This is a genomic window from Halalkalibacter hemicellulosilyticusJCM 9152 (genome assembly GCF_000513115.1).
In the GTDB taxonomy this organism is placed as follows: domain Bacteria; phylum Bacillota; class Bacilli; order Bacillales; family Bacillaceae_D; genus Halalkalibacter; species Halalkalibacter hemicellulosilyticus.
This window is the reverse complement of sequence record NZ_BAUU01000013.1, coordinates 12,567-33,292: the sequence shown is the minus strand read 5'-3', so window position 1 is coordinate 33,292 and position 20,726 is coordinate 12,567. Positions and strand designations below refer to the sequence as shown.

The window sequence follows — 20,726 nt, the reverse complement described above, 5'->3', positions numbered from 1 at the left end:
CCGATATTTACGAAGCAAATACTAACTCCTGAAAATTGGCAACAGATTGAATAACGGAGGCAAGTGCCGCCATCTGATTCAACCGATTCTCTCGAATATCTTGAACTTCAGACATAACCATAATATTGTCAAAGTATGCATTAATCGTTGGGATAATACTGCTTAATGCATCTATAGCCTGCTTCACTTCACCAGCTGACAATGCTTCATTTACCTTTTGCTCCAATGTTACAAATGCCTCATATAAATGCTTTTCTTCTTCCTTCTCAAATAAATCTGTTGAAACTGAACCAGTTTGTGTTGCTTTCTTAGAAATATTCGTCACCCGACTTAATGCATCAACCATATTTTTAAATTCAGTTGTTTGACGTCGTTCTGAAATGACTTGAGCCTTCTTTACAACTGTTGGAATGTGTCCTATTGCTTGTGACAACACAGCATCAATCACATCATACGTCATTCCACCTTCTTGTAACGCTGCTTTTACCCGTAGCTGGAAGAAATGCTGCAGTTCACGTTCAACCTCTTCACGATCCCTTTTTAAAACCTTCTTTTCTTCAGCAATGTTAAGAACTTGAACTAACAATTGTTCTAACGTTACATTCAACTCATAATCTTGCAGTATTTGCACGACACCTGCAGCTTGGCGACGAAGCGCATACGGGTCTTGTGATCCAGTCGGAATAAGACCAATTGCAAAGCACGTGACAATTGTGTCAAGCTTATCAGCCATACTAACAATAGCACTAGCAATCGTATCCGGACTATTATCACCCGCAAAGCGAGGTTTATAATGTTCGAAAATTCCGTGAGCAACAGCCGTTTCTTCACCTGCTAACTCAGCATACACTTCTCCCATTCGCCCTTGTAATTCGGTAAACTCTCCGACCATTTGTGTAACAAGATCAAATTTAGCAATAGATGAAATACGTTCGGCTACTTGCTTCGTTTTATCGTCGACCGCTACTAACCGACTTATGATCGTAGTCCCTTGTTGAACACGTCGAACCTTGTCTGCAATCGAGCCTAATTCTTCATGATAAACAATTTGCTCAAGTTGTGCGAGAGCATCGTCGATCGCTAGCTTTTGATCTTCTGCATAAAAGAATGCCGCATCCGATAGTCGTGCCCGAAGTACTTTTTCATTACCTTTAGCTACATTCTCTAAATGATCTCGATTACCATTACGAACAGTGACAAAATAAGGCAGCAATTGTCCACCTTTGTCTTCTACAGGAAAATACCTTTGATGCTCACGCATTGACGTAATCAACACCTCTTTAGGTAATGTAAGAAACTCTTCATCAAAGCTTCCAAACAAAGCTGTTGGGTACTCAACTAAATGATGGACCTCGTCTAACAAATCGTCATCCACTGGTATAACCCAATTATGTTCATTTTCAATTTCCTCAAGTTGTTGACGAATAACTGCTTTCCTTTCATCCGCATCCACAATGACAAATTGTTCTAATAACGAATTTTTATAGTCTTCTGGCCTCTCAATTGTTACTGGCCGACCAAGAAAGCGATGTCCGTAAGTTATGTTATTCGTTGCAATATCCGTAATCGAGAACTTCACGGTTTCATGTCCGTATAGGGCAACGAGCCACTGGATTGGCCGAGCATACTTTAATGAATGTGACCCCCATCGCATATTTTTAGGAAAATGAAGAGACGTAATAATTTCCTTTAACTCTGGTAATAGTTCTATCGTTTGTTTACCTGCAATAAATTTATGAGCATAAATATACTCGACACCCTTTAGCTCTTTAAAGAACAAATCATCAACACTGACCCCTTGTCCTCTAGCAAATCCCTGTGCCGCTTTACTCCAATTACCTTCTTTATCATACGCAATTTTCTTTGCTGGCCCTTTTGCCTCTTCTTCAATGTTAGGCTGTAATTCATCTAAATTTGAAATCAAAATCGCTAAACGACGAGGAGTTGCATATGCTTGAAGATGGCTATACTGTAAACGTTTTTCTTCTAGCCACGCAACTACTTTTTCCTCTAATTGGTTAATGGAAGGTGTAACAAATCGTGCAGGCAACTCCTCCAAACCAATTTCTAATAAAAAACTCTTACTCATCATTTACTCTCCTCCTTCCTTCAACATCGGGAACCCAAGACGTTCACGCTCGTCGTAATAGAGCTTCGCCGCCGTCCTTGCTAGGTTTCGCACACGACCAATATAACCTGTACGTTCCGTTACTGAAATCGCACCGCGAGCATCTAACAAATTAAACGTATGTGAGCACTTTAAAATATAATCGTAAGCCGGAAAAACAAGCTTCTCATCAAGCGCCCTTTTCGCCTCTTGCTCATATGTTGAAAATAAAGAGAATAGCATGTTTGTATCAGAAACTTCAAACGTATAGGTTGAGTGTTCAAATTCAGGTTGCTTAAAAATATCACCATATGTAAAGCCTTCTACCCATTCAAGGTCAAATACATTTTCTTTATCTTGAATGTAGGATGCTAGACGCTCAATCCCATACGTAATCTCAGCAGATACAGGACTTGCTTCAAGCCCACCCACTTGTTGAAAATAGGTAAACTGTGTGATTTCCATCCCATCTAACCATACTTCCCAACCTAAACCCGCACAGCCTAATGTGGGATTTTCCCAATTATCTTCTACAAAGCGAATATCATGTTCGAGCGGATTAATACCGAGTGCCTTTAAACTATCAAGATACAATTCTTGAATGTTTAACGGTGATGGCTTCATAATAACTTGGAATTGGTGATGCTGATAAAGACGGTTAGGATTTTCGCCATAACGTCCATCAGCCGGACGTCTTGACGGTTCAACATACGCTACATTCCATGGTTCAGGGCCAATTGTCCGCAGTAATGTGAACGGACTCATCGTCCCTGCACCCTTTTCTGTATCATACGCTTGCATGATCATACAATTTTGCTTTGACCAAAATTCTTGCAGTGTTAAAATCATTGTTTGAACATTCATTATGCTCACTCCTCTTGCATTCTTCATTAATCGTGTACACATGTTTCAAAAGGCTTTCGAACAACAAAAAAACCCTCGTCCTATGCCTTCATTTGACATAGGGACGAGAGCTATTTCCCGCGGTTCCACCCTATTTATTAACGTAATAATTTACATTAATCCCTTTCATCGTTATGCTCCAGAATGCCTTCCTTACCGTCTTAAGCCCTAGCTCACACCATCCTAGGTTCGCTTTCTTAAGATAAAGTAAATACTACTTTCCTTCAACGCATCATATTCATATAATATGCATCATACTCAACTTCTAGCCTGCTGTCAATAATATTTCAAAACTAATGGACGTCATTTTACTTAATTTAAATCAAATCGCTCTAATTGTTCCAAAAATCGTTTTGATTTTAACCTTAGACCTGAGTACTCTTGATAATAAGAATCAATAATCATTTGAATATACTTCTTCGTCTCATTTTTCAGTGAGATGTGACCAAGTCGCTCTACATCTACATAATAGAATAAACGCAAAAGCTTCACATGCTGTGGATTTAGTTGGAACGCATGAGCATCTTTATTTCTGCAATTTGGACAAAGAAATCCAGCATTCTTTATTGAAAAGGCAATCGGCTGATTTATTGATCCGCAGCTTGCACATTGATCTAACTCCGGTTTTACACCGGCAACCGCAAGCATCTTTGTCTCAAAAATCATCTTTAGGACCTCTACATCTATACCTTCATCGATATAAATCAATATTTGATAGAGCAGCTTAAATATCTCTGAATACCTTTTCTTTTCATCTGTTAGTTTATCCGTTAACTCCAGGATGTAGGATGCATGAGCGGCACGAACAAGATCATTCCTAATATCACGAAATGAGCTTGTAATATCAGCTTGGTGTAGAACACCTAGCCCACTACTCGTTTGAATCACAAAAACACCATACATAAACAATTGAGAAGCGGCTGACAGTCGACTTTTAGGCTTTTTCGCTCCACGAGCCATCACGCCGATTTTCCCTAATTCTTTCGTAAATAACGTCACCACTTTATTTGTCTCTCCGTAATCAATCGTACGAATGATGATCCCTTCGACCTTTTGCATCGTCATAACATAAGCACACCTTTATCTCAGGTGTCAATCATACTTAATGGGTAGGTGAATCGAATGTTTCACTTTGTTCCACGTCATCTTGTCCAAATTGTTCATCTGAATCTCGCTCTAATTCCTTCAGTAACAAATACGTGTCTACGTTGCCTGTCATTGAAAAGACTTTCCATGAAAAATCGAGCATATCAGACTCCACCTTTCTAAAAGATTAACGTTCTATACTAGTATGATGACCGCTATTTTCTATATCATGTTAAGGAAAAATTGTTAATTTAAATAGCTTGACAAAGCCAATTCTCCTTATTTTTCTAATCTCATTCCTTACTACAATGATAATCGACTAAACTAAAAAAAACAATGGCTAGCAGCCTAGCCATTGTTAAACTCTCATTACAAAGAGAAGACAACTTTTAGTATTCGTCCTCTTTAAAACCATACTCCTGCAAGTGACTGGCTTTATTACGCCAGTCCTTTTGAACCTTTACCCATAATTCTAAGAACACCTTTGATCCAAGTAATGATTCAATATCCGCACGAGCTCGCTTTCCTACTTCCTTTAGCATCGAACCATGCTTTCCGATAATAATCCCTTTTTGTGAAGAACGTTCTACGATGACCGTCGCTCCAATATAAACAGTCTCATTGCTCTCCCTCTTCTTCATTTGCTCAATGTTAACAGCGACAGAATGAGGAATCTCTTCGCGAGTTAAATGTAAAACCTTCTCACGAATTAGTTCTGCAACGACAAACCTTTCTGGATGATCTGTCACTTGATCACTAGGGTAATATTGCGGACCCTCATCTAAATATTTTGTAATTTGTTCGAGTAAAGTTGGAACATTGTTCCCTTCTAACGCTGAAATAGGAATGACTTCTTCGAATGGATATTTCGTATGATATTCATCGATCACACGCATGACCTTTTCAGGCTCAATTTGATCAATTTTATTTATAACAAGAAAGACCTTCGCAGAAGCTTCCTTTAATCGTTCAATAATATACTCTTCACCTGGGCCGAAACGTTCAGTGGCATCAATGACATAAAGAACAAGATCGACTTCTCGCAACGTATTTTGTGCAACTTTCATCATGAAGTCGCCAAGCTTATGTTTCGGTTTGTGAATACCTGGCGTATCGATAAATACAATTTGTGAATCATTACTCGTATAAACACCTTGAATTTTATTACGTGTAGTCTGTGCCTTATCAGACATGATTGCAATCTTTTGTCCAATCACATGATTAATAAGTGTCGATTTTCCAACATTAGGGCGTCCTATTATTGAGACAAAACCTGATTTAAATACATTTGCTTGATTATTCATTCATATCCTCCGCTTTAAATGCTCCTGGTAATAAATCTGCTACAGTTGTTTCTTCGATATCACCCTTCAAATTTGTCAAAATAACGGTTGTATACGGGTGACACAATTCTGCCATCACCTGACGACAAGCTCCACATGGTGATACAGGTGCATCTGTATCAGCTACAATTGCAATCCGCTTCACACCACGTTTCCCATCAGAAACAGCCTTGAACAACGCAGTTCTTTCGGCACAATTCGTCAATCCATACGAAGCATTTTCAATATTTGCACCTCTAACAATTGAACCGTCCTCTAACTCTAAAGCTGCTCCAACTGGAAATTTGGAATAGGGCGTATATGAATATGCTCTAGCTTCCATTGCTTCTTTGATTAACTGCTGTTTGTTCATATCCTGTCATCCTTTCGTTTCCTCACTCTAACAACCATTTGGCCTTCTTCATATTCTCCTTCTAATGATTCACCTTGACCTTCGTCATCAGGTGGGACAACTACTCCTCCTGAAATAATAAATTTAAGCCCTTGCTCCACTGTCATATTCAAGAAAACAACATCTTCACGAGGAATTAAGACAAGCCAACCAGATGTAGGATTCGGAGTAGTCGGCAAAAAGACATTGATACAGCTTTTTGATGTCAACCTTTGCACCTCACCACGCGTTTCACCGGTCTGAAAACCAACTGTGTACAGCCCTTTTCGGGGATATTCAACAAGTACCACATTTTTAAAAGATGACCTTTCCTGAGCAAAAGCGTGAATAATTTGCTCAACAGAGGTATAGATGGAATTAGCTATTGGTATCTTTCGAAATGTATGATCAATGGAATGAAATACTTTCGATCCCTTTCCTTGGAGGCGCATCGCACCAACCCATGTCACTAGAAGAATCGTAAGTACAAACCCAATGCCTAGCAACCGCTCTGAAAAAGGGGTGTACACCCCGAGAAAATAAATACGATCATCCACGCTTGTAATCACATTTAACCCTTTTAAAACGTCCGTTATAAATGAACCTAAAAAAGCGTCCACTAAACTAAACAATAGTTGCAATACATAAATAGTTGCAATCGCAGGTAATAGAAAAATGATCCCTGCTATAATGTTTTTTTGGAACCTTTTCCACATGACTGAAAGTACCCCTCTCCCAACCATAAGAAACATAAAGCAAACTTTTTCTTAATGGTACTTATACTAAGCCTTACAGACATTACTCGTTAATCCGAATGACCCATACCATTAAGATAGACGTTTTTCACTAAACATAAACCATTCCATTATGACAATAGCTCCAATAACGGAGGTAGAAATATAAGTATACCTATTACAACGGCAAAGAAGCAATAAATAAACACGCCCGCAGCAGCAATATCCTTTGCACGTTTAGCTAATGGATGATACTCATTTGTCACTAAGTCAACCGTACGTTCAATAGCCGTGTTCATAATTTCTAAAGCAAACATGCCGGCTATGACTAGTAATAGAATGAGCCAGTGGATCAACGGAACACTTAAAAAGTACGCGCCCAATAGAGTAATTACGGCAACAATAAAATGAATATTCATATTTTGTTCATGCTTAAGCACATAAACAAGCCCTTGTGATGCATAATAAAATGATTTAAGCAGTCGTTTAAAGCCGCGTCTATTTCTATCTTGTAAGCCCATAATCCATCAATATGTTCTCTTGCCTCGAGAACATTTCCTTCTCTTCGGCTTCTGTTAAATGATCATAACCTAGTAAATGTAACATACCATGAACCGTTAAAAAACCGAGCTCTCGTTCAAACGAATGATTGTATTCATCTGCCTGCCTTTGAATATGGACAACCGAAATAATAATATCACCTAACATATTTGGCAAATCATCACTTATGACACGAACTTCTTCCTCTGATTCTTCATTTAATGCAAAAGAGATCACATCTGTAGGATGGTCCTTATTACGGTATTGTGCATTGATTTGTTGAATTTGCTTTTCGTCAACAAAAGTAACAGACACTTCGACCTCTCCTTCTATCTGTTCATATTCAATAGTCTTTACTATCATTTGTTCAACAAGGAGTTTATGTGACTCCTGTAAAGTCTCTGTTTCATCAATAAGGTCAATAATGACACTCATTTTTTATCTCCCTTTCCTTTTAGATCTTCTGGGTACTCAATTCGCTGATGAAATGTTCCCTTTAACGTTTCACACATTGATAATGCAACTTGATCCAATTCTTTTAATGTCAAATCTGACTCATCAAACTGACCATCTTCTAGCTTGTCCCTAATAATCTTACGTACTAGAGATTCAATTTTATCTAGTGTTGGCTTTTGCATCGAACGAACAGCTGCTTCTACACTGTCTGCAATAGCCACAATAGCTGATACCTTTGTTTGCGGCTTCGGACCTGGATAGCGGAACTGGGATTCAGGAATCTCCTGTTCACTTTCTTGGTTTGCCTTATGATAGAAATACTTCAACAATGATGTTCCATGATGTTGCTCCGCAATATCAATGATTTCCTTAGGCATTTTATATTCTCTAAGCATTTCTGCCCCATCATAAGGGTGTGCCGTTATAATGGTTCGACTTAACTGTGGTGATATTTTATCATGTGGATTTTCCATTTTCATTTGATTTTCGATAAAGAAATGAGGACGCTTCGTCTTTCCTAAATCATGATAATAAGAAGCAACACGGGCGAGTAAACCATTTTCACCAATTACCTCACAAGCCCCCTCTGATAAGTTTCCAACGACCACACTGTGATGGTACGTACCTGGAGCTTCGACTAAAATTTTTCTTAGCAGTGGATGATTCGGGCTTGACAATTCTATTAGTCGTGTAGAGATAATATTCCAAACCCTGCTTCTAAAAACGGTAATAGCCCAATTGTTAAAACAGACGCTACAAAACCCGATAAAAAGGCGAAACCAAGATGCATACCTAACTCAATCCAAGAAGGCTGAACAGATTTTAGGAAGAGCAACGTTACGACAACGACGATATTAATACCTGAAACGAACAAGCCTGCACGAAGTATTCGAGATACTCGATTCGACTTCTCGAGGAAATAAGCGCCTGCAAATCCACTAAACAGCATATAAAATCCATACGTGAAATTAAATGTACCTACCGTATCATTATTAAAGAAGACACTACCCATTATCGCGAACATGACACTTGTAAACAAAGCAATTCGAGTATGAATCAATAGCGTAATCAGCATCGCTCCGAGTGAAACAGGTACAGCATAGGCTAATCCGATAATTTCTATTACTTCTAATAAACTAACGACTTTCATTAAAATAACCGTAATTAAGAAAATGATAATAAACATGAGTAGATGGCTGTTATTCGTTTGAACAGACGTCTTAGCTTGGCTTAAATAGTAAGATAACATCGCCATCATTAAAATAACTAACATGGCGAGTCCGATATAAGGTAGAAAATGCACTTGATCATCTAATAAACCAACTAGTCGCAATTGTTCATAAACCTCATGGTTGATCATTTCACCTTCACGAACGAGAAGCTCTCCTTCACGAATAAGAACTGGCTCGACATTTTCAGCAGCTTCCTCACGAAGTTGCTGGGTCGCATCGGCATCATAAATATAATTCGGTATAATCGCAAATTGTGCCACTTCGACCATTGCGTCCAATAATCGATTACTTACGGTAGAAATCGCAATTTGGTTCTCAACTTCTCGCTTGGCATCAGATACATCACGCGTCGAAATCGATTCACTCATAATTTCATAAACCGCATTGGTAGTCGATTCTCGCGCTATTTGCAATTGTGAATCAGTCGCTTGTAAAAAAGTTAACAGTGTATCATCAGACAGATCATTGCTTGTCCCAGGAGAGAGTACCTCCTTTATATACACAAGACGATCTTCAAGTAATTCCTCTTCTGTACTTAAAGGAAGTTCATCCTCCTCAAGCTCCTCTTCTTCAAGCTCTTCTTCCTCTTCATTACGAACTTGAGTAATAAGATCAAATATATCATGCACTTTGCGTACCTGGTTCTCGGCATATTCGCGCTTTAATTCATAAACAGGGGCGATGGAATCTCGAGCTTCTGCTCGTCTCTCATCAGTTTCAGACCTATGCTCAACTGTAATGGGCGCACGGATATCTCGGTCAGCCATTTCAGAAAGTCTGACATCTAACGTATCATGTATAATATTCCCAACCATCAAAAAGTATAAAATTATGCTCACAATCATGAATAATATAATACGTATGTAACGATGATCCCTTAGGCGTTGCCACCATTTTAATTGATCAATCGGTGATTGTTTTTTCATCAATTTCACCCCAACTTTTAAGAAAAGCGATCAAAAATTGTTCATTCTCTAAGCACTGACAGTATTCACGTATGATCTATGTGTATGTTGGTTAAATAAAAGCCCAGCCATAATAGCAGCTTATAGCAGGACTTTTCAAATAAATGCAACGTCACTTATTTAATACTTTTACTAGATTAAACGTTTCAACGCCTAGTATGGTTTCATTCACTGTGCTGGTCATAGGCATTTACTATTTGTTGAACAAGCGTATGCCTAACAACGTCTGCTTGTTGCAAGAAAATAAACCCAATTGCAGAAACATTTTGCAGGATGTCCATAGCAACTCTCAAACCTGATTTTTTCCCACGTGGTAGATCAACCTGTGTTAAGTCGCCATTGATAACCATTTTTGATCCAAAACCAAGTCGTGTAAGAAACATTTTCATTTGTTCTGGTGTCGTATTTTGGGCTTCATCTAAAATAACAAATGCATCATCAAGAGTACGACCTCTCATATAAGCAAGTGGCGCAACTTCAATTGTTCCTCTTTCCATCAGACGTGTCGTATGCTCTGTTCCTAATACATCGTGTAATGCATCATATAACGGTCTCAAATAAGGGTCAACTTTTTCTTTTAAATCACCTGGTAAGAACCCTAGACTTTCTCCAGCCTCTACTGCCGGTCTTGTCAATACAATTCGTTTCACATGACCAGCCTTTAGCGACGCAACAGCCATTACTACAGCTAAATAAGTCTTTCCTGTTCCAGCAGGCCCTATTCCAAAAACCATATCCCGTTGCCTTAATGCTGTTACATAATGGCGCTGCCCTAACGTTTTCGCCATTATCGGTTTACCTTTAATCGTTGTAGCAACAGGCTCATCATATAAATCCACCAATTCATCGAGACGATTTGATTCAGCTAGTTTGATTGCATATACAACATCACGCTCAGAAATCGTAATACCTTTTCGAATAAGTTGTGTAAGAGTCATTAATATATGTTGAACGAGCTCAGCTTGAGAATCGTTCCCTGTAACGAGTACTTCTTCACCTCTCGTTACAAGTGTAACACCCAATTGCTCCTCAATTCTTTGTAGGTGACGATCATTTGGTCCAATGAGCGCTTGTGTCTCGTTGGCATTTTTGACTTCTAACGTAATTGTTTTCACTTCTGACAATAGACTCAATCTCCTTGAATAATCGGCTGCTCCGATGTAATATCTTCTATTACTTGGTAATGTATTTGTAACTTAACTTTACCATTCTCAAGTGCTTCGTGCAAAACTTTTTCTCCAATCACTTGGGCATCATTCGGCAAATGCTGTATAAGTTCCGCTTTCGCTCTTTTTTTTGCGGCAGCAACCGCTTCGTCTTTTGTATATGTCCGTTCATAATCAGCTGATTCGTAATAGGTTACACGTTCATATGAAATCGGCAATGTCCATTGAAAAAAGCGAATGGGCTTCACATGATTATCTTGTTCTACCTGCTCAAATGAATGGTTCCCAAACCCCCAAATAGGTAATGATTTTCCACCAATCTCCAAATGGTGTTTAACCTTTCGCTCCCCAGTTAATGTTGTAAACAATGCTTCTAATGGTACTTCCACCTCAGACTTGTACCAAATTTCACCAAGTATCTCTGCTTGTGCAGCAACAATTTGCTGTTCTTCTTCTCCCTCTTTACCGATGTACCCTGATACTAGAAGGTCTCCTTCACGAACAAAATCATTTTTTTTCACTACTGATTGTCCATGTTCAACAAAAACTTTATAAATAATCGCTTCCTTAGTCGCTACTAAATGTCGAGGACTATAACGCTCCGCCTCTTCAGGTAATTGCTGTTCAACGACTTCAAACTCATAAGTTGTCCCTTTTTGACGTACACCAATCCATGTTGCATCTTCAACTCGTTCACTTACTTCACGTTGTATATATTCTACATTCGGTATTGAAAATTGAAACACACCTCGTTTCACTCCGAGTTCCTGAATGACTTGACGCAATTCATTCTCAACCTTCGGGGATGCTCCCTTCACCTCAATATTCCAAACGATATTAGATAACAAAAGAATAAGAACAAAGAATACAGCTAAACCTGCAACGAATCCCAGTCTACTTCTCATGCTCTTTAATAGAAATGGCCATCCTATTCGATGGGTAAACACTATTTTACACTGAGATTGTCTTAGCAACGGCCTTAACCGCTTAACATCCTCTAAATGGAGAGATGCAGTGATTGCGCCATCATTCACCCGTTTAACATTCCATATCGTAACACCATCATTTATACAGCGATTTAAAAATTGTTCCACATATCTCCCAGTTACTCGAATGCGGACAACTCCTGAGATATTAGACAGCCATTGATTCCTCAATAACAACCCCTCCTTAACAATAAACAATTTTTATGTACTTTTTTTCTCATCAACATAAATCACTTGGTCTATTCTTCCTTCTAACAGTAATTCTTCAGGCAGGATCGTTTTAATAACAAATTGATCTCCTTTTATCAAAAGCTGACCCTGTTTCAATAACAACCGTAATTCTTGATTGGAAAACCGTAAAACACCTCGATGATTCTCTATATAAATATGAAGTTGGCCAATCATTGTAATCCGCGGCAGGTCCATCATTACATCAGCGGGTAGGCCCATCTTCTTACTCATCCAGCTTCGCACTTGTTGACGCCACTTCTTCATATCGAGACCCCCCTCTCTTATATAAGGGCACTGAAAAAGTTTGTTTTTTTAACCTTTTTAGTGCCCTTTAAGCAATGAGCGAAGCCGTTGCCTGATTTGGACGCTTGATACGAGAGGGTTTCTCATATCAAGTGAGCAACGAGTGAAGCCATTGCTAATCAAATTAAAGGTACTGAAAAAGTTGATTTTCAGTGGCCTCTTATATCTCTATGTTGCAAAACAAAAGAGAAGAACTATTCTTGGGCTGGTTTTTCCAAGAGTCATTCTTCTCCTAGCTCACTTATTTTTTTGCAATTCGTTCCTTATTTATTTCTCATATTTAGACCATTTCACCTAATATATACTATAAAGCAAGAAAAAAGAGCACAGGATTGAACCCCATGCTCTTTTTCATTATCCATTTCTTCGATTTCGCACAAATGTTTGATGAGGCTGTCTTGCGCGTGGTCGCCCAAGCACCTCAGCCCAAACAACACCCTTCATCGCTTCTTTATTCGAAATTTGATCAAATTGTAAGTTCAATCCATTCGACTCAGATGCGACAGGTTGTTCAGACTGAGCACTAGAACGTTTTCGAATTTCTTTTAATCGCTCATCAAGTTTGCGTTTTTTCTCACGTTGTTTTTCTTGCTCTTGCTTAAGATCTGAATTCTGTTGTTCAACTTCACTTGCTTTTACAGGTTCAGAACCAGGCCATGATGTCTTTTGTTCAAATTCATCTGTGTTAAAGAGGTCTCGCCAATCGATTTGTTTTTCATTGGTCGTTTCAGCTTTCGTCTCTTCTTGCTGTTGACCAGCAGGCATTTGCTGACGTTGCTGTTTCTCATTGTTTTCCTTCGTCATCCGACCAAAAAAGCTAATCAACCCACCAACAATAATAATAAATGGCAGTAAGTTCGACATGATTAATTCAATAATATTCATCATGTTCCTCCTTTCCTATTTTGGGAGGATTGTCATTTTTCATTTTTATTAATCTTTGTTTTTACCGTTTGTGTCATCAGAAGCTTTGCTAATAGAATCACGCATATCAGTATCTGCCATTACATTTTGATAGTTCATGTAATCCATGACACCCATATTTCCTTGGCGTAATGCCTCTGAAAGCGCCATAGGTACTTCCGCTTCCGCTTCAACAACCTTCGCACGCATTTCTTCAACTCGAGCCTTCATCTCTTGCTCATGAGCAACGGCCATAGCACGACGCTCTTCTGCTTTCGCTTGAGCAATTTTCTTATCAGCTTCTGCTTGGTCTGTTTGTAATTCTGCCCCAATATTTTTACCAATATCAATATCGGCAATATCAATTGACAAAATTTCAAACGCTGTACCAGCATCAAGACCCTTACCTAATACCGTTTGTGAAATCATATCTGGATTTTCAAGAACTTTCTTGTGGTTATCCGCAGAACCGATTGTCGAAACAATCCCTTCACCTACACGGGCAATAACCGTATCTTCTCCAGCACCACCGACTAATCGATCGATGTTGGCACGTACCGTAATACGAGCCTTCGCTTTCACTTCAATCCCATCCATCGCTACACCGGCAATAAATGGTGTTTCAATGACTTTCGGGTTAACACTCATTTGAACTGCTTCTAATACATCACGTCCAGCTAAATCAATCGCTGCTGCACGCTCAAAGCTAAGATCAATGTTGGCACGCTGCGCCGCGATTAGTGCATTAACAACACGGTCAACATTACCACCAGCTAAGTAGTGTCCTTCTAACTTTGATGTACTTAGGTCAAGACCTGCCTTAACCGCTTTAATTAATGGATTAACAACACGCGCCGGAATAACTCGACGTAACCGCATTCCAACTAATTCAAAAATTCCAATTTTCACCCCAGCTGCTAACGCCGAAATCCAAAGCATGACTGGAACAAACGTAAATAATACAGCCAACAAAATTAAAATAATCGCAAGACCAACGAGCACCGTAATATTTCCTGCATCTAATGGCATTTTCCATTCCTCCTACAAAAATTATTTACTTTCTCTGACAACAATTCTTGAGCCTGCCGTATAGACAATCTCAATTTTGCTTCCTTGTTCAATATATCCTCCCTCACTGACAACGTCAAGCCGTTCATTATCAAAAACGGCTGAACCCGCAGGACGAAGGGGGGTTAATGTTTCACCAATTTGTCCAACTAGCTCTTTTCTCGTTTCATTTGTAATGTACCCTTTTTCATTGCTAGTTGAATCAGTTAAGACCATTTTCTTCATCGGCCCTCTGAACCCAAAATATTTAAAGATCAATACAGCTGCAACAGCTGTCACAATAACCGCAATCGCAATGTAGATCAACATACTTGTCATTGAAAATGAAGCTAACAACATTCCACCGATAACTGAACCAATGCCAAGTAAACCAAATATTCCAAATCCAGGAATAAATATTTCAATTAAAATTAACGTGAAACCGACTCCTAATAAGATAAACGATTCCCAGCCAGCAAAGCCTGCAATCATATGACCAAAAAAGAAAAGCAATAAAGCAGAGGCTCCCATAATGCCAGGTACGCCAAAACCAGGTGAGTACAGCTCTAATACTAGACCTAAACTGCCAATAGACAGTAAGATTGGAATCACAATTGGATTTGTCACAAAACGTGCTAATTGCTCCGCAAAACTAACTTCCATATCTTCTATAATTGCATTATCTAATCCAATAAACTCAAGTAATTCCGAACGGTCACTTGCAATAGCTTCTGCATAATTTACTTCCAGAGCTTGATTAGCACCTAATGTTAATAGCTCTCCTTCAGGCGCTCTCACTTCAGGTAGGTCAATATTTCGATCGGCCATAGCTAACGCATAGATAGGATCACGACCATTTAATTGTGCTGCCGCCTCCATTCGACTCAACCAATAAGATTGTGTTTTTTCATCTGCTGCATTTCCCGCTCCATCAATAACAGCTGCAGAGCCCATACTCGCATTTGGATGCATAACAATCTGATCTGTATTTAGCGCAATATAGGCACCTGCTGAAATCGCGTCAGGGTTCACAAACGTTGTAATCGGGATATCTGTATCTTGAATAAGCTTCGCAATATTTCCTGCCGCATCCACTGCTCCACCTGGTGTATTCATCTCTAATACGATATGATCTGCTCCAGCTTCAAAAGCTGCTTCAAATGAACGATTCATAAATGCTTCAAGGCCACGTTCAACCGTTTGCTCAACAGGAATAAAAAAGATAACTGGACGTCCTGCTTCCTCATTGTTGCTGTGAACAAGAGCTTGCACTGGTATTAAGAACAAGGCCATCATGATACAAACGAACGAAAAACGTAACATGTGCTTTCTCATGAATTAAACCCTCCCTTCTTTGATGTCATAATAACGTATACGAATGCTCCCTACTATAGGTTTCACAAAAATGATAAATATGATTAAATATTCTCAACTTTCTTCATTTCATTAATTATACTTAAAATAACCTCAAACGAACATCGACTAATACTAAGAAAAAGGTGTCACCAAGCAACTCGGTGACACCTTCTTCTTAAGCTCATCATTAATTAAGAGCCTACATGTTCTATAAGATAGCCTCTATTGCGTCATGTTAAGACAAATGTTGTTGAACTAGACGATTCACAAGGCCACCATCAGCTTTCCCTTTAACCTTAGGCATAATTGCTCCCATAACCTTACCCATATCTGCCTTCGAAGAAGCCCCTACTTCAGCTATCGTATCTTTCACAATAGTCGCAAGCTCGTCTTCTGATAATTGCTCAGGCATATACTCTTCAAGTATGGAAATCTCTGCACGAAGCTTAACAGCTAAATCTTCACGATCTGCTTTTTCAAACTCATGGAGGGAATCCTTGCGTTGTTTCAGTTCGCGATTCAGCACCGTTAGGCTATCATCGTCTGTCAATTCGCGTCCGAGCTTAATTTGCTCATTCTGTAAAGACGATTTCACCATACGGATTACAGAGAGTTTATCTTTTTCTTTGTTCTTCATCGCAGTCTTCATATCTTGATTTAATTGTTCAAGAAGATTCAATGAATACACCTCTCTTAGAACTTACGCTTTCTTGCTGCTTCAGATTTCTTCTTGCGTTTTACACTAGGCTTTTCATAGTGCTTACGCTTTTTAACCTCAGCCAACGTTCCTTCTTTAGAGAGTGATCTCTTGAAGCGACGAAGTGCAGCATCAATCGATTCGTTTTTGCGAACACGAGTCTCTGCCATTGTATATCCCTCCCTCCGAAACAAACCAACATCAACACGTACCTCTTAAATAGAATGCACGTCTTATAGAATTATAATATATAGCCAACTTTTGGTCAACTCAAACTTTACGCGTACATCGTATGAAGATTTTACTGTCATGCTTGTTCATTTTTGTCCATAAGTTGTTAATAGAGGTGATGACATGATTAAAGAACTCGTTTCCCTTTTAGCTGTATACATAACTCTTTTTCTTTTTGGAATGATTGTACTGCGAACTGGCCTCTTCCAACTAGGTGGACAATCGTTCCAGCGTTGGCTCCATCAAATGACCGATTCACCTTGGAAAGGCTTAATCGTTGGAATGGTCGCTACAGCTGTTTTGCAAAGCAGTTCAGCCATCATTGTGATGACTGTTGGACTAGTAGCAACAGGCTTTATACAATTTCGCCATTCTATTGGTATCATATTAGGAGCTAATATTGGTACGACAGTTACAACAGAATTACTCACATTAGATGTGTCTGCAATGATCATCCCGTTATTGATCATGGGATTCCTATCACTGCTCATTCCAAAAAAAATCACTTTTTCTTTCGGTTGCTCTACCTTTGGATTAGCATGTATTTTCATAGCGATGAATGGTCTAGAATCACTTGCCTATCCTCTATCTTCTATCCCAAATATTCATTCCTTCTTCCACATAACGAATGAACATCTCTCTTTCGGTATCGGTTTAGGAACGATTATGACGGCATTTATACAATCGAGTACAGCGACGACAGCTATCGCGATGGGCTTCATGAATGATCATATACTAGACTTACCTGCTGGTATTGCGATTATGCTTGGTGCCAATATCGGTACTTGCATTACCGCATACCTTGCTAGCTTAGGTTCTGGGAAAAGCGCACGATTAGTAGCCTTTGCAAATATTTGGTTAAACGTCATTGGTGTTCTTCTTTTCTTACCATTCATCCATGCTTTGAGCTATATTTCACAAATACTGACACCCGACCCTATGACACAACTTGCCCATGCTAGCTTGTTATTTAATTCAATTTGTTCCTTTCTGTTATTACCGTTAGCAAACTACTTTGCAACATTGATTAATCGTATTCACTCATAACAAGAAGAGCACTTCTCTTTCACATATAGGAAGGGAAGTGCTCTTTTTGATTAGTTAGATGATTCACTAGAAGGTTGTTGTAATTGTTGCTCCGTTTGCTCTAACTGCTCTGTTAATGTCGATAAGACATCCATCGATTGAACCGATTCATCAATTGAATTCAATAGCTGAGTCGTCTGTTGAACGGTTTTTTGTAGTTGACTATACAATTGCTGTTGCTGTTGCTTAGCTTGTTGATTCATCTGTTTCACCTGTTGTAACAACATCTGCTGATCCTGTTGATTAGATGGAGAAACGGTTGTTGGTTGTTGATATGATTTCATTTTCACTTGCTGTAAAGTCGTTTGCATTGATTGAATTTGATCGTTCACATCGGTTGTTAACTCTTCACCTGCTTCCATCTCATTTTGCATCTGATTATATTGCTGCTTCGCTTCTAAATCATTCATCTTCACCGCATAAGCCCCTTCCAGCTGTCGATCTGTTTGATTTGTTTGAACTGGAATAGTTGCCACTGTAGGATTCTTCTTCGAAAAGTAAGCAAGCATCCCAATAGCTGCAACTAGAATGGCGACGATGCCTACAAGCCATAATTCCATGTCATCACTCCCTTATATCGATTAGCTACCTTTAAGTAGTATGAACGACTTAATTCAGAACTATGAATAGAATATGAATGACAACAGGAATTATAAAACAATTACCTAATTTTAGAAAAGTCTTGATCTTATTTCTTAACTAGAATATTATCTCTGTATAAGGGATACAGAAAGGTGTGAAGTTCAATTAATACTGAATCAATAAACAATCACGAAAATTCTTTAAAGCTCTTTATCGTGCTTTCAAGAGCTTCTATATGGTTAAGTAAGCATTCTGATAGACAAATTAGTAAACACGGCTTAACAACAACTGAATTTGCCGTACTAGAACTCCTTTATCATAAGGGAACCAAGCCTCTCCAGCAAATCGGTGAAAAAATCCTTACATCGAATGCCAATACAACCTATGTTATTGATAAGTTAGAAAAGAAACAGTTCCTAAAAAGAAATCGTTGTTCAACAGATAGAAGAACGATTTATGCACAATTAACCGATGCAGGCCGTTCATTTATTGAAGAAATCTTTCCCGAACATGAACAAGTCATTAAAGAGGCCACAGCAGGACTATCTGAAGAAGAAAAGCTTCAAGCCATTGAATTATTAAAGAAAATTGGCTTATACGCAAAAGAGCATTATTAAATGGAACCCTACATACGTTTTTACACGTAAAAGGCGATTAGAAGACTACTACATCTTCTAATCGCCTTTTTCTTAGTAAGCTGATTCGCCTTTTTCACCGTTCACGATTGCTACGCCAGCACTAGCACCTATTCTTGTTGCTCCTGCTTCAATCAACTTTTTCGCACCTTCTAAATCTCGTACACCGCCAGATGCTTTTACTCCTTTTTCTGGTCCGACCGTTTGACGCATTAATTGGATATCTTCAACTGTCGCACCACCTGTTGAAAAGCCCGTAGATGTTTTCACAAAATCCGCACCAGCTTTCACCGCTAATTCACACGCACGACGCTTCTCCTCATCTGATAATAAACATGTTTCGATAATAACTTTTGTCAAAGCATGTCCACCTGTAGCATGAACGACAGCTCTAATGTCCCGTTCAACTAAATCATTATCTTTTCTTTTTAAAGCTGCGACATTTATAACCATGTCGACCTCTGTTGCTCCATTTTCAACTGCATTTTTCGTTTCGAACGCTTTTACTTCTGTCGTATTTGCCCCTAGTGGGAAGCCAATCACTGTGCAAACCTTTACGTCCTCCGCATCTTGCAACAACTGAGCAGCTAGCTTCACCCAGGTTGGATTCACACAAACGGAAGCAAAAGAATATTCCTTTGCTTCTTTGCAAAGCTGAATAATGTCCTTCTCGCATACATCGGCCTTTAAAGCTGTATGGTCAATATATCGCGCAATTGATTGATCCAATTCCATTCGTCCTCTCTATGTATAGTCTTTCATCTCATCATACCACAAAGTTGCTTGTAGTATTTGTAAAAAATACTGTAACATACGCAATTACTTCTCTAATAATAAATACGAGACATGAAACATAAAAAAAGAGAGGTTGAAGTGTTTAGCAAAAAATGCGGACATCTTAAGGACATAGCGAATGACATATACGTAGGGCACCAAAAAAGTTGAAAACCAAACTTTTTCAGTGCCCTTGCGTAGCACGAGGTGGCTCAGCAGCTTCCCGCGGAAAGCGAAGTATATTTCAGGAGCAGATTCTTGCACCGCCGTATTGGTTCGAATTCTCATTCATTAACGTTGTTCTCCGTACACAATTAGCTTCTCTCCACCACATTAATAAGCTTGAACGCTCTCTTTACTCTTAGTCTCCTTTTGAATATTTCGCTCACTGACCACTCGAAAGACAATATTCGCTATTTTCGTCAACATAAATCCAATTAAACTGCACGTAAAAAACGGAATTAACCCAGGAATATACATAACTAAATATTGCACAGCGACAACCGTAACTGCCATTAAGATCATATATTGCGGATATGATAAAGTAAGCATTAGCGCCACTTTTAATTTATCTATTGGTTTCACATCAAAATGGACGTATACCGAAAAGAACATTAATAAAGAAAGCAAATAGATAATCGTTATAACAAGTAAGACATACCTAATAGCTTGCATCCAGATGATTTGATCAGACAAAATAACAAAGTTCGCATAAATGATATAACCGATAAATACGAAAAATACTCCAAACAAATTGGCTTGCACAAACTCTTTTTTATAATAGTGCCAATAGGTCCGCGAGACTGAAAAATCACTCGATCCATTTATCCACTTTCTCATTACAGCAAACATAGCTACTGTTGCCGGCATGAACCCAAAGACAACAAGACCAAGAAGTGTGAAGGCTATCCATAGTATATTTATATATGCGAGGCGTGAGATGAAGACACTGATCCGAAAAAAACCGCCCCATTAAACCGCTCATTTCCATAT

The 20,726-nt window shown here is 38.9% G+C and carries 24 protein-coding genes; 2 read left to right on the top strand and 22 right to left on the bottom strand.

Going from position 1 to position 20,726, the window contains the following annotated elements:
• Positions 1-7 precede the first annotated feature (7 nt).
• From glyS to rpsU, 19 genes are all read right to left on the bottom strand, one after another.
• Positions 8-2,092 (bottom strand): glycine--tRNA ligase subunit beta, encoded by a 2,085-nt coding sequence (gene glyS / locus JCM9152_RS09485; RefSeq protein WP_035343581.1) that lies wholly within the window; start codon positions 2,090-2,092, stop codon positions 8-10.
• A complete protein-coding gene (glyQ, locus tag JCM9152_RS09480; RefSeq protein ID WP_035343580.1) occupies positions 2,093-2,971 on the bottom strand; it encodes a glycine--tRNA ligase subunit alpha in 879 nt (292 codons plus the stop codon).
• A 351-nt stretch (positions 2,972-3,322) separates the two neighbouring features.
• Positions 3,323-4,069, bottom strand: coding sequence for a DNA repair protein RecO (gene recO, locus JCM9152_RS09475; protein WP_035343779.1), 747 nt, complete (start codon positions 4,067-4,069; stop codon positions 3,323-3,325).
• 43 nt (positions 4,070-4,112) lie between these two features.
• A complete protein-coding gene (locus tag JCM9152_RS21835) occupies positions 4,113-4,259 on the bottom strand; it encodes a YqzL family protein (RefSeq protein ID WP_081727969.1) in 147 nt (48 codons plus the stop codon).
• Positions 4,260-4,485: 226 nt separating this feature from the next.
• Positions 4,486-5,400 (bottom strand): GTPase Era, encoded by a 915-nt coding sequence (gene era / locus JCM9152_RS09470; protein ID WP_035343578.1) that lies wholly within the window; start codon positions 5,398-5,400, stop codon positions 4,486-4,488.
• Complete coding sequence (locus JCM9152_RS09465) at positions 5,393-5,791, bottom strand: cytidine deaminase (RefSeq protein ID WP_035343575.1); 399 nt, start codon at positions 5,789-5,791, stop codon at positions 5,393-5,395. Before JCM9152_RS09465 ends, era begins: the two co-directional genes overlap by 8 nt.
• On the bottom strand, positions 5,788-6,525 hold the full coding sequence (locus JCM9152_RS09460) for a DUF502 domain-containing protein (RefSeq protein ID WP_035343573.1): 738 nt from the start codon (positions 6,523-6,525) through the stop codon (positions 5,788-5,790). Before JCM9152_RS09460 ends, JCM9152_RS09465 begins: the two co-directional genes overlap by 4 nt.
• A 149-nt stretch (positions 6,526-6,674) precedes the next feature.
• Positions 6,675-7,064 (bottom strand): diacylglycerol kinase family protein, encoded by a 390-nt coding sequence (locus JCM9152_RS09455; protein ID WP_035343571.1) that lies wholly within the window; start codon positions 7,062-7,064, stop codon positions 6,675-6,677.
• On the bottom strand, positions 7,048-7,518 hold the full coding sequence (ybeY, locus tag JCM9152_RS09450; RefSeq protein ID WP_035343569.1) for an rRNA maturation RNase YbeY: 471 nt from the start codon (positions 7,516-7,518) through the stop codon (positions 7,048-7,050). The genes JCM9152_RS09455 and ybeY overlap by 17 nt, the downstream gene beginning before the upstream one ends.
• A complete protein-coding gene (locus JCM9152_RS24035; RefSeq protein WP_369384552.1) occupies positions 7,515-8,216 on the bottom strand; it encodes an HDIG domain-containing metalloprotein in 702 nt (233 codons plus the stop codon). The genes ybeY and JCM9152_RS24035 overlap by 4 nt, the downstream gene beginning before the upstream one ends.
• 5 nt (positions 8,217-8,221) lie before the next feature.
• Complete coding sequence (locus tag JCM9152_RS09445) at positions 8,222-9,697, bottom strand: hypothetical protein (protein ID WP_369384551.1); 1,476 nt, start codon at positions 9,695-9,697, stop codon at positions 8,222-8,224.
• 203 nt (positions 9,698-9,900) lie between these two features.
• Entirely contained in the window at positions 9,901-10,860 is a 960-nt protein-coding gene (locus tag JCM9152_RS09440) for a PhoH family protein (protein WP_035343567.1), read from the bottom strand.
• A 5-nt stretch (positions 10,861-10,865) separates the two neighbouring features.
• Positions 10,866-12,059, bottom strand: coding sequence for a sporulation protein YqfD (gene yqfD / locus JCM9152_RS09435; RefSeq protein ID WP_035343565.1), 1,194 nt, complete (start codon positions 12,057-12,059; stop codon positions 10,866-10,868).
• Positions 12,060-12,089: 30 nt separating this feature from the next.
• Positions 12,090-12,383, bottom strand: a complete 294-nt coding sequence (gene yqfC / locus JCM9152_RS09430; RefSeq protein WP_035343563.1) for a sporulation protein YqfC — start codon at positions 12,381-12,383, stop codon at positions 12,090-12,092.
• A 393-nt stretch (positions 12,384-12,776) separates the two neighbouring features.
• Positions 12,777-13,307: a YqfB family membrane protein gene (locus JCM9152_RS09425; protein WP_035343561.1), complete on the bottom strand. Its 531-nt coding sequence runs from the start codon at positions 13,305-13,307 to the stop codon at positions 12,777-12,779.
• 48 nt (positions 13,308-13,355) lie between these two features.
• Positions 13,356-14,354, bottom strand: a complete 999-nt coding sequence (gene floA, locus JCM9152_RS09420; RefSeq protein WP_035343559.1) for a flotillin-like protein FloA — start codon at positions 14,352-14,354, stop codon at positions 13,356-13,358.
• Positions 14,355-14,375: 21 nt separating this feature from the next.
• Positions 14,376-15,707 carry an NfeD family protein gene (locus tag JCM9152_RS09415; protein ID WP_035343557.1) on the bottom strand — a complete coding sequence of 444 codons (1,332 nt, stop codon included), beginning with the start codon at positions 15,705-15,707 and terminating at the stop codon, positions 14,376-14,378.
• Positions 15,708-15,963: 256 nt separating this feature from the next.
• Positions 15,964-16,407: a GatB/YqeY domain-containing protein gene (locus JCM9152_RS09410; RefSeq protein WP_035343555.1), complete on the bottom strand. Its 444-nt coding sequence runs from the start codon at positions 16,405-16,407 to the stop codon at positions 15,964-15,966.
• A 14-nt stretch (positions 16,408-16,421) separates the two neighbouring features.
• A complete protein-coding gene (gene rpsU / locus JCM9152_RS09405; protein ID WP_003323311.1) occupies positions 16,422-16,595 on the bottom strand; it encodes a 30S ribosomal protein S21 in 174 nt (57 codons plus the stop codon).
• A 184-nt stretch (positions 16,596-16,779) separates the two neighbouring features.
• Here rpsU and JCM9152_RS09400 point away from each other — a divergent pair, with 184 nt between their 5' ends.
• Complete coding sequence (locus JCM9152_RS09400; RefSeq protein ID WP_035343552.1) at positions 16,780-17,703, top strand: Na/Pi symporter; 924 nt, start codon at positions 16,780-16,782, stop codon at positions 17,701-17,703.
• A gap of 50 nt (positions 17,704-17,753) precedes the next feature.
• On the opposite strand, the gene JCM9152_RS09395 is transcribed toward JCM9152_RS09400, so the two are convergent.
• Positions 17,754-18,302 (bottom strand): hypothetical protein, encoded by a 549-nt coding sequence (locus JCM9152_RS09395; RefSeq protein ID WP_035343550.1) that lies wholly within the window; start codon positions 18,300-18,302, stop codon positions 17,754-17,756.
• A gap of 237 nt (positions 18,303-18,539) precedes the next feature.
• On the opposite strand from JCM9152_RS09395, the gene JCM9152_RS09390 reads away from it, so the two are divergent.
• A complete protein-coding gene (locus JCM9152_RS09390) occupies positions 18,540-18,941 on the top strand; it encodes a MarR family winged helix-turn-helix transcriptional regulator (RefSeq protein WP_304503390.1) in 402 nt (133 codons plus the stop codon).
• 72 nt (positions 18,942-19,013) lie between these two features.
• On the opposite strand, the gene deoC is transcribed toward JCM9152_RS09390, so the two are convergent.
• Complete coding sequence (deoC, locus tag JCM9152_RS09385) at positions 19,014-19,694, bottom strand: deoxyribose-phosphate aldolase (RefSeq protein ID WP_035343546.1); 681 nt, start codon at positions 19,692-19,694, stop codon at positions 19,014-19,016.
• Between the two features lie 372 nt (positions 19,695-20,066).
• Positions 20,067-20,657 (bottom strand): YesL family protein, encoded by a 591-nt coding sequence (locus tag JCM9152_RS09380; RefSeq protein WP_268870718.1) that lies wholly within the window; start codon positions 20,655-20,657, stop codon positions 20,067-20,069.
• Positions 20,658-20,726 lie beyond the last annotated feature (69 nt).

Bases quoted from the DNA above. Each gene is read 5' to 3' on its own strand.
- glyS (WP_035343581.1), bottom strand. From the start codon at position 2,092: ATGATGAGTAAGAGTTTTTTATTAGAAATTGGTTTGGAGGAGTTGCCT.
- glyQ (WP_035343580.1), bottom strand. From the start codon at position 2,971: ATGAATGTTCAAACAATGATTTTAACACTGCAAGAATTTTGGTCAAAG.
- recO (WP_035343779.1), bottom strand. From the start codon at position 4,069: ATGCAAAAGGTCGAAGGGATCATCATTCGTACGATTGATTACGGAGAG.
- JCM9152_RS21835 (WP_081727969.1), bottom strand. From the start codon at position 4,259: ATGCTCGATTTTTCATGGAAAGTCTTTTCAATGACAGGCAACGTAGAC.
- era (WP_035343578.1), bottom strand. From the start codon at position 5,400: ATGAATAATCAAGCAAATGTATTTAAATCAGGTTTTGTCTCAATAATA.
- JCM9152_RS09465 (WP_035343575.1), bottom strand. From the start codon at position 5,791: ATGAACAAACAGCAGTTAATCAAAGAAGCAATGGAAGCTAGAGCATAT.
- JCM9152_RS09460 (WP_035343573.1), bottom strand. From the start codon at position 6,525: ATGTGGAAAAGGTTCCAAAAAAACATTATAGCAGGGATCATTTTTCTA.
- JCM9152_RS09455 (WP_035343571.1), bottom strand. From the start codon at position 7,064: ATGGGCTTACAAGATAGAAATAGACGCGGCTTTAAACGACTGCTTAAA.
- ybeY (WP_035343569.1), bottom strand. From the start codon at position 7,518: ATGAGTGTCATTATTGACCTTATTGATGAAACAGAGACTTTACAGGAG.
- JCM9152_RS09445 (WP_369384551.1), bottom strand. From the start codon at position 9,697: ATGAAAAAACAATCACCGATTGATCAATTAAAATGGTGGCAACGCCTA.
- yqfC (WP_035343563.1), bottom strand. From the start codon at position 12,383: ATGAAGAAGTGGCGTCAACAAGTGCGAAGCTGGATGAGTAAGAAGATG.
- JCM9152_RS09425 (WP_035343561.1), bottom strand. From the start codon at position 13,307: ATGAATATTATTGAATTAATCATGTCGAACTTACTGCCATTTATTATT.
- floA (WP_035343559.1), bottom strand. From the start codon at position 14,354: ATGCCATTAGATGCAGGAAATATTACGGTGCTCGTTGGTCTTGCGATT.
- JCM9152_RS09415 (WP_035343557.1), bottom strand. From the start codon at position 15,707: ATGAGAAAGCACATGTTACGTTTTTCGTTCGTTTGTATCATGATGGCC.
- rpsU (WP_003323311.1), bottom strand. From the start codon at position 16,595: ATGGCAGAGACTCGTGTTCGCAAAAACGAATCGATTGATGCTGCACTT.
- JCM9152_RS09400 (WP_035343552.1), top strand. From the start codon at position 16,780: ATGATTAAAGAACTCGTTTCCCTTTTAGCTGTATACATAACTCTTTTT.
- JCM9152_RS09395 (WP_035343550.1), bottom strand. From the start codon at position 18,302: ATGGAATTATGGCTTGTAGGCATCGTCGCCATTCTAGTTGCAGCTATT.
- deoC (WP_035343546.1), bottom strand. From the start codon at position 19,694: ATGGAATTGGATCAATCAATTGCGCGATATATTGACCATACAGCTTTA.